General features: G+C 64.5%; 11 protein-coding genes. All 11 read right to left on the reverse strand.

Annotated elements, in window-relative coordinates; all coding sequences use genetic code 11:
- Nucleotides 1-11 precede the first annotated feature (11 nt).
- The 11 genes from QTI66_RS19935 to QTI66_RS19985 all read right to left on the reverse strand — a co-directional run bounded on the left by QTI66_RS19935 (nt 12) and on the right by QTI66_RS19985 (nt 14,590).
- Nucleotides 12-4,751, reverse strand: coding sequence for a glutamate synthase-related protein (locus QTI66_RS19935; protein ID WP_286561592.1), 4,740 nt, complete (start codon nt 4,749-4,751; stop codon nt 12-14).
- Between the two features lie 184 nt (nt 4,752-4,935).
- The gene (locus tag QTI66_RS19940; RefSeq protein WP_286561593.1) at nt 4,936-5,631 is read right to left on the reverse strand and encodes a transposase; all 696 of its coding nucleotides are present in this window, start codon (nt 5,629-5,631) and stop codon (nt 4,936-4,938) included.
- 1 nt (nt 5,632) lies between these two features.
- Complete coding sequence (locus QTI66_RS19945; RefSeq protein ID WP_286561594.1) at nt 5,633-6,505, reverse strand: class I SAM-dependent methyltransferase; 873 nt, start codon at nt 6,503-6,505, stop codon at nt 5,633-5,635.
- Entirely contained in the window at nt 6,502-7,086 is a 585-nt protein-coding gene (locus QTI66_RS19950; protein WP_286561595.1) for a DUF1415 domain-containing protein, read from the reverse strand. The genes QTI66_RS19945 and QTI66_RS19950 overlap by 4 nt, the downstream gene beginning before the upstream one ends.
- A 2-nt stretch (nt 7,087-7,088) precedes the next feature.
- Nucleotides 7,089-8,348 (reverse strand): MFS transporter, encoded by a 1,260-nt coding sequence (locus tag QTI66_RS19955; RefSeq protein WP_286561596.1) that lies wholly within the window; start codon nt 8,346-8,348, stop codon nt 7,089-7,091.
- Nucleotides 8,345-9,475 carry a deoxyguanosinetriphosphate triphosphohydrolase gene (locus tag QTI66_RS19960; protein ID WP_286561597.1) on the reverse strand — a complete coding sequence of 377 codons (1,131 nt, stop codon included), beginning with the start codon at nt 9,473-9,475 and terminating at the stop codon, nt 8,345-8,347. The genes QTI66_RS19955 and QTI66_RS19960 overlap by 4 nt, the downstream gene beginning before the upstream one ends.
- 28 nt (nt 9,476-9,503) lie before the next feature.
- Nucleotides 9,504-10,604 (reverse strand): 3-dehydroquinate synthase, encoded by a 1,101-nt coding sequence (gene aroB / locus QTI66_RS19965; RefSeq protein ID WP_286561598.1) that lies wholly within the window; start codon nt 10,602-10,604, stop codon nt 9,504-9,506.
- Nucleotides 10,605-10,658: 54 nt separating this feature from the next.
- Nucleotides 10,659-11,201: a shikimate kinase gene (locus QTI66_RS19970; RefSeq protein WP_286561599.1), complete on the reverse strand. Its 543-nt coding sequence runs from the start codon at nt 11,199-11,201 to the stop codon at nt 10,659-10,661.
- Between the two features lie 22 nt (nt 11,202-11,223).
- Entirely contained in the window at nt 11,224-13,374 is a 2,151-nt protein-coding gene (locus QTI66_RS19975) for a type IV pilus secretin PilQ (RefSeq protein WP_286561600.1), read from the reverse strand.
- Nucleotides 13,371-13,916 (reverse strand): pilus assembly protein PilP, encoded by a 546-nt coding sequence (locus QTI66_RS19980; protein WP_286561601.1) that lies wholly within the window; start codon nt 13,914-13,916, stop codon nt 13,371-13,373. Before QTI66_RS19980 ends, QTI66_RS19975 begins: the two co-directional genes overlap by 4 nt.
- Nucleotides 13,913-14,590, reverse strand: coding sequence for a type IV pilus inner membrane component PilO (locus QTI66_RS19985; RefSeq protein ID WP_286561602.1), 678 nt, complete (start codon nt 14,588-14,590; stop codon nt 13,913-13,915). Before QTI66_RS19985 ends, QTI66_RS19980 begins: the two co-directional genes overlap by 4 nt.
- Between the last annotated feature and the right edge of the window lie 4 nt (nt 14,591-14,594).

Raw genomic sequence — 14,594 nt, forward strand, 5'->3', positions numbered from 1 at the left:
TGTGCCGCCGATCAGACGGCTGCCGGCGTGCGCATGGCGTGCGGCTCGAGGCCGACGTGCGCGTTGTTGCCGCTGCTGGTCACTTCCACCTTGCGGTCGTGGATTTCGGCGAGTGCGCGCTTGTACTCGTTCGGGAACACCTTGACGAAACGCGTGCGCGCCGTTGCCCAGTTGTCCAGGATCTCGCGGGCGCGCTTGCTGCCCGTCCAGCGGTGGTGGTCTTCCAGGAGCTTGCGCAGTTGCGCTTCGTCCGTCTGGCCCCCGTGCCAGATGGCGCGGTTGATGCTCGCGGTCTGCTCGGCCGAGGTCAGCACCTTGTCCAGCGAAACCATCGACAGGTTGCAGCGCGAAGAGAACTCGCCGTCTTCGTCGTAGACGAAGGCCACGCCGCCGCTCATGCCGGCCGCGAAGTTGCGGCCGGTCTTGCCGAGCACCGCCACCGTGCCGCCGGTCATGTATTCACAACCGTGGTCGCCGGTGCCTTCGACGACGGCCGTGGCGCCCGAGAGGCGCACCGCGAAACGCTCGCCGGCCACGCCGCTCAGGAAGGCCTCGCCGGTGGTCGCGCCATACAGCGCGGTGTTGCCGACGATGGTGTTCTTCGTGGCTTCGCCGCGGAAGTCCAGGCTCGGGCGCACCACGACGCGGCCGCCCGACAGGCCCTTGCCGGTGTAGTCGTTGGCATCGCCGATCAGGTACAGCGTGATGCCGCGTGCCAGGAAGGCGCCGAAGGACTGGCCGCCCGTGCCTTCCAGCTGGATGCGGATCGAATCGTCGGGCAGGCCCTGCGGATGCACCTTGGTCAGCGCGCCGGAGAGCATCGCGCCCACGGAGCGGTTGACGTTGCGGGCCACTTCCATGAACTGGACCTTCTCGCCCTTGTCGATCGCGGGACGCGAGCGCTCGATGAGCTTGACGTCCAGGCTCTTTTGCAAGCCATGGTCCTGGTTTTCGACGTGGTGACGCGGAACGTCGGCTGGCACATTCGGTTGCGCGAACAGGCGGCTGAAGTCCAGGCCGCGCGCCTTCCAGTGCTCGATGCCCTGGCGGGTGTCGAGCAGGTCGGCGCGACCGATCAGGTCGTCGAACTTGCGCACGCCCAGCTGGGCCATGATCTGGCGGACTTCCTCGGCGACGAAGAAGAAGTAGTTCACCACGTGCTCGGGACGTCCCGTGAACTTCTTGCGCAGCACCGGGTCTTGCGTGGCCACGCCCACCGGGCAGGTGTTGAGGTGGCACTTGCGCATCATGATGCAGCCTTCGACGATCAGCGGCGCCGTGGCAAAGCCGAATTCGTCCGCGCCCAGCAGCGCGCCGATGGCGACGTCGCGGCCGGTCTTCATCTGGCCGTCGGCCTGCACGCGAATGCGGCCGCGCAGGCGGTTGAGCACCAGCGTCTGCTGCGTTTCGGCCAGGCCGATTTCCCACGGGCTGCCCGCGTGCTTGATCGACGACCAGGGCGATGCGCCCGTGCCGCCGTCGTGACCGGCGATCACGACGTGGTCGCTCTTGCACTTGGCAACGCCTGCCGCGATCGTGCCCACGCCCACTTCGCTCACCAGCTTCGTGCTGATGCTGGCGTGCGGCGCGACGTTCTTCAGGTCATGGATGAGCTGTGCGAGGTCTTCGATCGAGTAGATGTCGTGGTGCGGCGGCGGGGAGATGAGGCCCACGCCGGGCACCGAGTAGCGCAGCGCGCCGATGTAGTTCGACACCTTGCCGCCCGGCAGTTGGCCGCCTTCGCCGGGCTTGGCGCCCTGCGCCATCTTGATCTGGATCTGATCGGCCGATTGCAGGTATTCCGCCGTGACGCCAAAGCGCCCCGACGCCACCTGCTTGATGCGCGAACGCAGCGAGTCGCCGTCTTGCAGCGGCAGGTCGACCTCGACGTTGGCTTCGCCGATCACGCTCTTGAGCGTGTCGCCCACCTTGACGGGGATGCCCTTGAGCTCGTTGCGGTAACGCGCCGGATCCTCGCCGCCTTCACCGGTGTTGCTCTTGCCGCCGATGCGGTTCATGGCAATGGCCAGCGTGGAGTGTGCTTCCGTGCTGATGGAGCCAAGCGACATCGCGCCGGTCGCGAAACGCTTGACGATTTCGGCCGCGGGTTCGACTTCGCTCACGGGAATCGCCTTGGCCGGATCGAACTTGAACTCGAACAGGCCACGCAGCGTCAGGTGACGACGGCTCTGGTCGTTGATGAGCTGCGCGTATTCCTTGAAGGTGTTGAAGTTGTTGGCACGCGTGGCGTGCTGCAGCTTCGCGATGGCGTCGGGCGTCCACATGTGCTCTTCGCCGCGGGCGCGCCAGGCGTATTCACCGCCGGCGTCCAGCATGTTGGCCAGCACCGGGTCGTCGCCGAAAGCCGCCTTGTGCATGCGGATGGCTTCCTGCGCGATCTCGAAAACGCCGATGCCTTCGACGCGGCTTGCGGTGCCGGTGAAGTACTTCTCCACCGTTTCGCTGTTCAGGCCGATGGCTTCGAACAGCTGCGCGCCGCAATAGCTCATGTAGGTGCTCACGCCCATCTTGGACATGATCTTCGACAGGCCCTTGCCGATCGCCTTGACGTAGTTGTAGATCGCCTTGTCGGCGCTCATGTCGCCGGGCAGGTCTTCGTGCATGGCGGCGAGGGTTTCCATCGCCAGGTACGGGTGCACGGCTTCCGCGCCGTAGCCGGCCAACACGCCGAAATGGTGCACTTCGCGCGCCGATCCGGTTTCCACGACCAGCCCCGCCGTGGTGCGCAGGCCTTCACGAACGAGGAACTGGTGAACGGCCGACAGCGCCAGCGCCGCCGGAATGGCCACCTGGGTCGAGCTCACGCCGCGGTCGCTCACGACCAGGATGTTGTGGCCGCCCTTGATGGCGTCCACCGCTTCGGCGCACAGCGAGGCCAGCTTGGCTTCGACACCCTCTTCGCCCCAGGCGAGCGGATAGGTGATGTCGAGCATGTAGCTCTTGAACTTGCCTTGCGTGTACTTGCCGATGTCGCGGATCTTCGCCATGTCGGCGAAGTCGAGGATCGGCTGGCTCAACTCGAGCCGCATCGGCGGGTTGACCTGGTTGATGTCCAGCAGGTTCGGCTTCGGGCCGACGAAGGACACCAGCGACATCACGATCGCTTCGCGGATCGGGTCGATGGGCGGGTTCGTCACCTGCGCGAACAGCTGCTTGAAGTAGTTGTAGAGCAGCTTGTTCTTGCTGGAGAGCACGGCCAGCGGGCTGTCGTTGCCCATGGAGCCGATGCCTTCCTCGCCGGCTTGCGCCATGGGGCTCATCAGGAACTTGATGTCTTCCTGCGTGTAGCCGAAAGCCTGCTGGCGGTCGAGCAGGCCGACGGCGCTGTGCGGCACGACCACCGCCTCGGCGTTGACGTTGTCCAGCTTGATGCGCAGGTTCTCGATCCACTGCTTGTAGGGCTTGCTGTTGGCGAGGGTGGACTTGACTTCCTCGTCGTCGATCATGCGGCCCTGTTCCAGGTCGATCAGGAACATCTTGCCGGGCTGCAGGCGCCACTTGCGAATGATCTTCTGCTCGGGCACGGGCAGCACACCCGACTCCGACGCCATGATGACCAGGTCGTCGTCGGTGACGCAGTAGCGCGAGGGGCGCAGGCCGTTGCGGTCCAGCGTGGCGCCGATCTGGCGGCCGTCGGTGAACACGATCGAAGCCGGGCCGTCCCACGGCTCCAGCATGGCAGCGTGGTATTCGTAGAACGCGCGGCGACGCGGGTCCATGGTGGCGTGTTGCTCCCACGGCTCAGGGATCATCATCATCACGGCCTGGCTGATCGGGTAGCCGGCCATCGTCAGCAGTTCGAGGCAGTTGTCGAAGGTGGCGGTGTCGGACTGGCCGGCGAAGCTGATCGGGTACAGCTTGGACAGGTCGTCGCCCAGCACCGGAGACGACATCACGCCTTCGCGCGCCTTCATCCAGTTGTAGTTGCCCTTGACCGTGTTGATTTCGCCGTTGTGGGCGACATAGCGGTAGGGGTGGGCCAGCGGCCATTCCGGGAAGGTGTTGGTCGAGAACCGCTGGTGCACCAGGCCCAGCGCCGAGATGCAGCGCTTGTCCTGCAGGTCGAGGTAGTAGGTGCCGACCTGGTCGGCCAGCAGCAGGCCCTTGTAGACCACCGTGCGGCTGGACATGCTCGGAACGTAGTATTCCTTGCTGTGCTTGAGCTTGAGGCGCTGGATGTTTGCGCTGGCGGTCTTGCGGATGACGTAGAGCTTGCGCTCCAGCGCGTCCTGCACGATCACGTCGTCGCCGCGGCCGATGAAGACCTGGCGCAGGATCGGTTCCTTCTTGCGCACGGCCGGCGACATGGGCATTTCGCGGTTGACCGGCACGTCGCGCCAGCCGAGCAGCACCTGGCCTTCGGCCTTGATGGCGCGTTCCATTTCCTGCTCGCAGGCCAGCCGCGATGCGTGTTCCTTGGGCAGGAAGATCATGCCGACGCCGTATTCGCCCAACGGCGGCAGTGTCACGCCCTGCTGGGCCATCTCGTCACGGTAGAGCGCGTCCGGCAACTGGATCAGGATGCCCGCGCCGTCGCCCATCAACTTGTCGGCGCCGACGGCGCCGCGATGGTCGAGGTTTTCAAGAATCTTGAGACCCTGCTGCACGATCGCGTGGCTTTTCTCGCCCTTGATGTGTGCAACGAAACCGACGCCACAGGCATCGTGCTCATCGGCTCCGGAATAGAGACCGTGTTCTTGAAGGTATTGAATCTCGGCAGCCGTCGTCATGGCGCACTCCTTAAGGTTTTTCTCGCGGGAAGCGAAGGATATTGCGTTGCACAAACAATGCCAAATGCTTTATTTAGGGTCAGATTCCAATTAAATTCCAACTGTTAAAGTCGGACATTAAATGGGGACACATCAAAATCAATAGCGCTGAGGCCGCGTCATAGCTCGCTCACTGGCGCTTTTCTCAGCTCTTTTCGACGCTCGGACGACGTCCCGGGCGGTTCTTCACTAGCCGGCGGTTTGTAGTTTTTTGTAGCAAATCGACAAATTCACTGTCGCCGGCGGCCCATCCACGCAAGGTGGATTCGGTCAAAAGGTTCGTATCGGCTTGCGAAACTCCGGCACGCACCAACTCGGCGTAGGCGGCCTCCCGCGCAAAGGGCGTGTTGCCCAAGGTCCAATAAAGCGGGTGTGGCGTGATCATCTTGTCCGAACGCAAGCCTGCATAGTGGCCATAGCTGGACCACGGGTAGTCGCGCGCCTCGGCGACCATGCCTGCACGCACCGGATTGAGGTCGATGTAGGCCATGCAGGCCAGGAAATAGCGATCGGTCTGGATCAGCGTGGACCGGTAGCGCCCTTCCCAGAGCGTTCCGCTGCGGCCGTGCCGGTCGTTGAAATAGCGCACATAGCGACGCCCGACGGCTTGCATCCATTGCGGCAGACCGTCGCTGGTGGACGGCGTCGCCAGCAGATGAAAGTGGTTGTCCATGAGCACGTAGGCATGCACCGCCACGCCCAGCCGCGCCGCGTGTTCGCCGATCAGGCCCAGCAGAATTTCCCGGTCGGCGCGGTCCACGACGATGAACTGGCGGTTGTTGCCGCGCTGGATCACGTGGTGCGGCTGATCCGCCAAGGCCAAGCGGGGAAGTCGGGCCATGTCAGGCGATGCGAAAGCGGGACTCAGAGAGGGATTGAAGGCCAAACTGCTCGAGCAATCCGGTCAGCCGTGTGGCCGCGCTCGCCTTCTTGTGACCCGTGTGGCGCGCGATGATGAGTTCGTTCTTCATGCTGTGCTCCCACCCCACGAGCTCCGTGACGGTGACCTGGTAGCCGTTCGCTTCCAGGTACAGGCAACGCAGCACGTTCGTGATCTGGCTTCCGATTTCGCGCGTGTGGAGCGGGTGGCGCCAGAGTTCCGCCAGCGGCGTGCGCGACAACGCCAGCGCCTTCGATTCGCGCAGGCAGGCGGCGATTTCCGCTTGGCAGCAGGGCACGAGCACCATGAAACGCGCACGCTTGGCAAGCCCGAATGCGATGGCATCATCGGTGGCGGTGTCGCATGCGTGCAGCGCCGTGACAACGTCAATCTGCGCAGGCAACTCAGAAGAATCCGTCGCCTGCGCCACGCTCAGGTTGAGAAAGGACATGCGGTCGAAGCCCAGCTTGCCGGCCAGCTCCCGCGATCGCTCGACCAGTTCGGCGCGCGTTTCGATGCCGAAGACATGCCCTCCCCCGCGCGCACGGAAGAAGAGGTCGTAGATGATGAAACCCAGGTACGACTTGCCCGCGCCATGGTCCGCGAGGGTGGCGTTGGCGCCCTGTTCCGGCAACTCCAGCAGAAGCTTTTCGATGAACTGGAACAGGTGATAGACCTGCTTGAGCTTGCGCCGGGAATCCTGGTTGAGTCGCCCTTCCCGCGTGAGGATGTGCAGTTCCTTGAGCAGCCCGATCGACTGCCCCGGCCGCAGTTCCTGCAACACTTCGGCCTGGGCCTTGTCGGCCCGGGACGTTTTCAGCGTCGCCTGGCTCATTGCACCGCTCCGTGCGGGCCGACGTCGAGTGCCGCCCAGCCGGCCGCACCGAGCGCCGTTAGAGTCTCGATGTTGCGCTCGAAGATCGCTTCCGCCTCCGGAAAGGCGTCCACGGCGCGGCTCACGCTGTCTTCACGCAGCAGATGAAGCGTGGGGTATGGCGATCGGTTGGTCGCATTGCCGATGTCGTCCGCCTCGCTGCCGGCAAACTGGAAGGCAGGATGAAAGCTTGCGAGTTGCAGCACGCCCTCGTAGCCTGCGCGTCCCAGGCGCCGCTCGGCACGCGCCACGAAGTCGTTGAAATCGAGAAAGTCGGACAAGGTATGGGGCGCAATCAAAAGTGTGGTGTCGCGAACGGCCGCGTCATGGGCCACCAGTTCGGCGGCTTCAAACAGCAACGCGTCCAGCAAGGAGGCGTCGTCATCCGACTGGTAGACGGCATAGTGGATCTGGTGTTTGACGTGCACAGCCTTTGCAAAGGGACAAAGGTTCAGCCCGATCACGGCTTTTTCAAGCCAGCGCAGGGTATCGGCTTTGACGTGGTCGGCGATCTCGGCGGCACGTGACGTAGTTGCGTCCATTTTCAATCACCCTCGCGCTTCGAAACGAAAGCTGCCAACTGCGACGCGGCCAGCATGCCGATCAACGAGCATGCCACCGTACCGACCCACGTCCATTGCCAACCACCGACCTGATGTGCAAGCCACGCCACGGCCGGCGGCGCGATGAACTGGCCGAACGACGACGCCTGCTGCATCAAGCCCACCGTGGTCGACACCGTGGCCGTCGACGGCGCAATCCGCACGGCGAGCATGAACAGCGTGGCCGGAACCATGCCTCCGCCCAGCGAAAAGAGGCACACCGCAGCGTAGCGCAGAGCCGGCGGCAAGCCCAGCGCATCGGCGCCAAGCCCCCACTGCGCGAAAGCGGCGAAGCTGCCACACGCCATCGCGGCAAAGCCCCAACGCAGCAAGCGTCCCGGCGCGACGCCGCGCTGCAGCAGATGACCTCCGGCGATATTGCCGACGATGTTCGTGGCCGCCGCGGCAGAGGTCAACACGGCGGTCCACGTCGCGGCAATGCCCGCGTCCGCGTAGATCGAGGGAAGAAAGCCGATGACGGCCATCCATTGCGAGGAGTACACCGCGAAGGCCAGCGCGAGCATCTGCGGTCCGCGCGCGCCGACTGTCTGGCGCAGGCGCTGCGACCATGCGGCATCATGCGACCGGGCACCGCCGCGTCGTGCGTCCGGCGGGACCACTGACGCCACCCACAGCGCCGCCGCCCCCGACACGGCCGACAGCGCCCACCACCATCCCTCCCAGCCGCTTCGAGCGATGAGCGCGGGGCCCACGAGGAGCCCAAGCGCCACACCGAGTGGCATGTACGCACCCCACATCCCCATGGCTGATTTTTCCGCTCTGGGGGACTCCAACGCGCGGATGAGTCCCGGCCCCGGCATCACGGCCATGAGGAAACCCACGCCTTCGAGTGCGCGCAGCATCAGGAGAAGGGAGACGGCATGGGCACCCTCGCCCACGAAGCCGCCGAGCGCGCTCGCCGCCGTCACGATGGCCAAGCCCGCCAGCATGCTGCGCCGCAGTCCCACGGCATCCGCCACAAGCCCCGCCAGCAGCCCCAGCGTCATGCCCGCGAACTGAACCAGCGACAGGAGGAAGCCTGCTTCGACCAAACCGATGCCCAGGGCGCTCCTCAACGCAGGCAGCGCCGGCGGCAACTTGCCGATGTGGAGCGCCGCGCTGACGCCCGCCACGACGACGGCCAGTGCAGCAACCGGCACCACGCCTGTGCTGCGCACGCTGGAGGGCGACCGCGTGTTCACGCGGTCCACGCCCGCCCCGTCAAGCGTTCGTGCTCGCGCATCGCGAAGCGGTCGGTCATGCCCGCGATGTAGTCGGCGACGGCGCGATGGCCATCCTGACGTTGCGCGAAGGACTCCGGCATTTCGCAGGGCCGGTCGATATAGGCGTCGAACAACTCGCGCACCACGTCCTGCGCCTGCGTGGTGGTTCTCATGACACGCGAATGCCGGTACAGGTTTGCATACAGAAAGCGCTTGAGTTCAACGGATTGGGCGCGCATCGCGTCGCTGAACAGGACCAGCGCCGGCGAGCGGCGTACGGCATCCGCGTCCGCGGGCGCCGCCTCTTCGATCGCGGCACGCGTGGCGTCGATCACGTCGTAGACCTGCGCGCTCAGCATTCGCCGAATGGTTTCGTAGAGCAGGCGCCGACCGGCAAGCGCCGGGTATTCCGCCGTGGCTTCCTGCCGATAGCGCTCGAACAGCTCGATCTCCGCCAGTTGCCCGATGTCGATCAGGCCAGAGCGAACGCCATCGTCGATGTCGTGTGCGTTGTAGGCGATCTCGTCCGCCAGATTGCACAACTGCGCTTCCAGGCTGGGCTGGGTGCGGTCGATGAAACGTCGCGCAACGCCATTGGGCTCCAGTGCCTCGATGCGTTCGGCATTGGCACGCGAGCAGTGCTTGAGGATGCCCTCGCGTGTTTCAAAGCTGAGGTTGAGGCCGTCGTATTGCGGATAGCGGTGCTCGAGCTCATCGACGACGCGCAAGCTCTGCAAGTTGTGTTCAAAGCCGCCGTGCTCACGCATGCATTCGTTGAGCGCGTCCTGCCCCGCGTGTCCGAACGGCGTGTGGCCGAGGTCGTGCGCCAGGGCAATGGCTTCGACCAGGTCTTCGTTCAGGCGCAGCGCCCGCGAGATGGAGCGGCCCAGTTGTGCGACTTCGAGCGAATGCGTCATCCGCGTGCGGAACAGGTCGCCTTCGTGGTTCAGGAAAACCTGCGTCTTGTAGACCAGCCGCCTGAATGCCGTGGAATGAACGATGCGGTCGCGATCGCGCTGGAAGTCATCGCGCGTCGGCGCGGGTGGCTCCGCAAAGCGCCTTCCTCGGGAGGCGAACGGATGGGCTGCGCAGGGAGCGAGGCTCATGTCGCAGCAGCCGAAGCGCAAGGCCGTTTCAGGCCTGGCAGCATTCCGCGAGCACCTCGCGAACGAGTGCATCGGGCGCGCCTCGCACCACCGCCGAACCGGGCGCATCGAGAACGACGAAGCGGATCTCGCCCGCCTCGGATTTCTTGTCGATGCGCATGAGTTCCAGGTAGCGCTCCGCCGTGAGCGCCGGGCCGACGACCGGCAGGCCGGCGCGCTCGATCAGGCGCGTCAGTCGGGCGACGAAGGACGCATCCACGCCGCCCAGGCGCTGCGACAAGTGCGCCGCCATCACCATGCCGCAACCGACCGCTTCGCCATGCAGCCATTCCCCATAACCCAAGCCGGATTCGATCGCGTGGCCGAAGGTGTGGCCGAAGTTGAGAATGGCGCGCAAGCCCGCTTCGCGTTCGTCCTGCCCGACGACCAGCGCCTTGATCTCGCAACTACGGCGCACCGCGTACGCGAGCGCCGACGGGTCGCGTGCAACCATGGCGTCCAGATGGGCCTCGATCCACTCGAGGAAGTCCAGGTCGTGGATCGGCCCGTACTTGATGACTTCGGCCAGCCCCGCGCTCAGTTCACGCGGCGGCAAGGTCTTGAGCGTCGAGAGATCGCACAACACCAGCTGCGGCTGGTAGAACGCGCCGATCATGTTCTTGCCCAGGGGGTGGTTGATGGCGGTCTTTCCCCCCACCGAGGAATCCACCTGCGCGAGCAGCGTGGTCGGCACCTGCACAAAGGGAACGCCGCGCATGTAGCTGGCGGCCGCAAAGCCCGTCATGTCGCCCACCACGCCGCCGCCAAGTGCAAAAAGAACGGTCTTGCGATCGCAGCCGTTGGCCAGCAAGGCGTCGAAGATCAGGTTGAGGGTTGCCCAATCCTTGTGGACTTCGCCATCCGGAAGCTCGAGGACGAACACCTTGCGAAATCGTTCCGCCAAGGTCTTGCGCAAGGCCGCGACGTACAGCGGCCCGACGGTGGTGTTCGTCACGATCAGGGCGCTCGCTGCGTCGGACACACCGGCGAGCTTGCTGGCGTCCTGCAACAGCTCGCTGCCGATCAGAATGGGATAGCTTCGGTCGCCGAGATCGATCTCGACGCGCTCGTGAGGGGCGGTCAATGGCATGGCCGCAAGTTTAGGCGCAGCGCAGGCCCCGTTCAGGCGCCTTGCCAAAAGACACTAAACGGGCGCTTCGCCGGCCGGCGGCACCGCAATGCCGGCGAGTTCAAGTTGCATCACGATCAGGTTGACCAGCATGGCCACGGTCGGCCGGCCGGTATCGACGATGTCGTGCGCCGTCTCGCGGTACAGCGGGTCGCGCACCGCGTGAAGTTCCCGCAGCCGGCCCAGCGGATCTTCAACCTGCAGCAAGGGGCGCTTCACGTCGTGGCGCAGGCGCCGAAACAGATCTTCGGGCGAGGAGCGCAGGTAGATCACATGGAAGTGGTTGCGCAGCTGCTGGCGATTGGCCTCGCGCAGCACGGATCCGCCGCCCGTGGCCACGATGCCCGAGGCCGAGCGCCCCAACTCGGCCAGCACGTCCTGCTCGATGTCCCGGAAGCGCGCCTCGCCTTCCCGCTCGAAAAAATCCCGGATGGAACAGCCGATGCGCTGCTCGATGACCGTATCGGAGTCTGCAAATGGCAACTGCAGTCGCTGCGACAAACGTCGCCCGACTGCAGATTTCCCGGATCCGGGGAGGCCAACCAGTGCTACCGCCACGCAGGTCGGCACGCCACGCGCGTCAGCGCGCGGCGTTGCGGTCGGTAATCATCTTCGGGGTGATAAAGACGAGCATTTCGGTCTTGTTGGCAACGCGATTGCGCGTACGGAACAGTGCGCCAAGGTAAGGCACTTCACCCAGTACCGGTATGCGAGATTCGTCGTTGGTTTCGGTGAGCTCGAAGATACCACCGATGACGACCGTGCCGCCGTTCTCGACCAGCACTTCGGTTTGCACGTGTTTCGTGTTGATCGCGAAGCCCGCCAGGGTTTGCTGGCCCACGGTGTCCTTGTTCACGTCGAGCGTGAGGATGATGTTGCCTTCCGGCGTGATCTGCGGCGTCACCTCGAGCTTGAGGTTGGCCTTGCGGAACGCGATGGAAGTTGCGCCGCTGGACGTTGCCACCTGGTAGGGCAGTTCCGTGCCCTGCTCGATCAGCGCCTTGGTCTGGTCGGCCGTCACGACACGCGGGCTGGACACCACCTTGCCCTTGCCGTCGGCTTCGAGCGCGGAGATTTCAAGGTTGAGAAGTCGCGAGAGGTTCGAGCTGAACAGCGACAGCGCGAAGGTACCCGGCAGGTTGCCCGTGCCACTGGGGCTGACCGCGGGCAGGTTGACGAAGTTGCCGTTGGTGTTCGAGCCGAAGGTGCCCGTGTTGCCGCCGATGCCTGCACCGCCATTGAAGGTGGGCGTTGCGGGCAGCGGACCCGCGGTGACGGTGGGGTTCAAACCGATGGAATTGGTGCCGTTGAGGATGGAGCCACCCAGCTTCACACCCAGCGACTTGCCAAAGGTATCCGACGCTTCGACGATGCGGGCTTCGATCAGCACCTGGCGAACCGGCACGTCCAGCTTCTGGATCAGTTCAGCCACTTGCGCCAGCCGCGAGGGGATGTCCGACACGAAAATCTGGTTGGTGCGCGATTCCGCAATCACGCTGCCACGCGCACTCAGGATGCGGGTAGCGGTTCCGCTGGCCGCGCCGCCGCTCGTGCCGGAACCCGTCAGGCCCTGCGCAATCGCGACAGCCTTCGTGTAGTTCAGCTGGAACGACTGGGTGCGCAGCGGCTCGAGGTTCTCGATGGCGTTCATCGCCTCGAACTCGACCTTTTCCTTGGCGTTGATTTCATCCTTGGGCGCGATCCACAGCACGCTGCCGTTCTTGCGCATGCCCAGGTTTTTGGCCTGCATGATGATGTCCAGCGCCTGGTCCCAGGGCACGTCCTTCAGCCGCAGCGTGAGGGCGCCCGTCACCGAGTCGGAGGTCACGATGTTGAAGTTCGTGAAGTCGGCGATGACCTGCAGCAGCGAGCGGATCTCGATGTTCTGGAAGTTCAGCGACAGCTTCTCGCCGTTGTAGCCGGCACCTTGCGTGAGCTTGGTCGGATCGATCTTGCGGGGACGCACTTCGACGACGAACTGGTTCTCGCTCTGGTAGGCGCTGTGCTCCCATTCGCCCTTGGGCTCGATGGTCATGCGCACCCGGTCACCCTGCTGTTGCGTGGTGATGAGTTGCACCGGCGTGCCGAAGTCGGCGACGTCCAGGCGGCGGCGCAGGCCTTCGGGCAGTGTCGATTTGGTGAATTCGACCACCAGGTTCTTGCCCTGCTGGCGAATGTCCACACCCACCTGGTTGTTGGACAGGTCGACGATCACGCGGCCCGTGCGGTCCGTGCCGAGGCGGAAGTCGATGTCGCGAATCGGCTGCGAGTCGCGGTTGCGGTTCTCGGCAAAGGCCGACGTCGTCGTCGCGGCCTGTGCAGGGCCTGCCACCGGAACCAGCGACACCAGCACCGACTTGCCCTGGAGCTCCGCCTTGTAGTTCGTGGCTTCCTTGAGGTTCATCACCAGGCGCGTGCGGTCACCGGCCTGCACCACGTTCACCGAGCGCAGGTTGCCCTGGTTGACATCGATGGTGGAGCGCCCGATGGCGTTGGTCACGCCGGGGAAATCCAGCGCAATGCGCGCCGGCGTCTGGATCACAAAGCCCGTGGGCAATGCTGCCAATGGTTGCGTCAGGTCAATGCGAATGACTTCGGAGCCCGACTGCATCGAGCTGGTCACTGCTTCGATGGCGTTCTGTGCATGGGCGGCAATGGCCGTTCCCAGCGCAAAAACTGTCGCGCCCATCACGCGTAGCCATTTACCCATCGCGTTTTGTTGTTGGTTCATTTCTTCGACCTCTCTTGCAACTCCAGCGTCGCCGGGCGTTCAATCCACTCACCGGCGGCGTCCTGCACGATTTCACGCAAGCCGAGTTCGGTTTCAGTAATACGGGTGATCTTCCCGTAGTTGAGTCCAAGGTAGTTGCCCACCCGGACTTGATAAAGCAGCTTGTCCACGCTGATGAGCGCCACAGGTTGTCCGCTGCGGCTCAGGCTTCCGACCATTGCCATGGAGTCCAGCGGAAAGGCCTCGAGCGCTTCCTTGCGTCGCGTCAACTCCGGCGCGATCAGCCCGGACATGCTGGGCTGATTGGAGTCGCGGCGCAGCGCCTGCGTCAGCTTCAGGCTGTTGAACGGATCAAAGGCCGCGCCCTCGGTGTACGCCTGCGGCGTGAACTTCTTGGGCTCGGAAATCGGCGGCACGTTCGGGCGCACCTGCGCGCGCTGCTCCGTCATCCATTGCTGGAGTTCTTCGCGATCCGAACCCGAGCAGCCGGCGAGCGTCAGCGTGGCAAGCCCCAGCCAGGCGGCAGTGTGCAGCGCCCTCATGGCTTGCCCTTCTGCGCCGTTGCGCGTTTCTGGGCGGCCTGCTCATCCTGATCGAGGTAGCGGAAGGTCTTGGCCGTTGCATCCATCGTCAGCGAACCATCCTTTTGCGGAACGATCGTCAAGTTGTTCAGCGTCACGATGCGCGACAGGTTGGCGATGTCGGCAGCGAAGGCGCCCATGTCGTGATACCGACCCGTCACGCGCACCGCAATCGGCAATTCGGCGTAGTAGTCCTTGACCGTGACCTGACCGGGACGGAACAACTCGAACTGCAGGCTGCGGCCCAGGCCCGCCTGGTTGATGTCCGACAGCAAGGCATCCATTTCCGCCTTGCTGGGCAATTGCTTTTCCAGGAGGAAGACGTATTGCTGAACCTGCTCGCGCTGTTTCTTGAGCAGGTCGAGGTTGGCCGCTTGCGCCACCTTCTTCGTGTAGTCGGCGCGCAGCGTCACTTCCTTGGCGCGTGCGGCTTCCAGTTCGTCATTGGAATTGGTGAGCCACAGGAACCACAGCGCCACGACGACGGCCGCCATGACCACGATGTAGAGCGCCCAGCGCGGCAGCGGCGGCCACACGGACGGGTCGTTTGGATTCAACCCGCGGAACTGGTCCCCGAAGCGCCGCAAGGATGCAGCGATATCGACTTTTGGAGCGGAGGAGCGTTTGGTTGCCATGCGC

Source organism: Variovorax brevis, assembly GCF_030317105.1.
GTDB classification, from domain to species: domain Bacteria; phylum Pseudomonadota; class Gammaproteobacteria; order Burkholderiales; family Burkholderiaceae_C; genus Variovorax; species Variovorax brevis.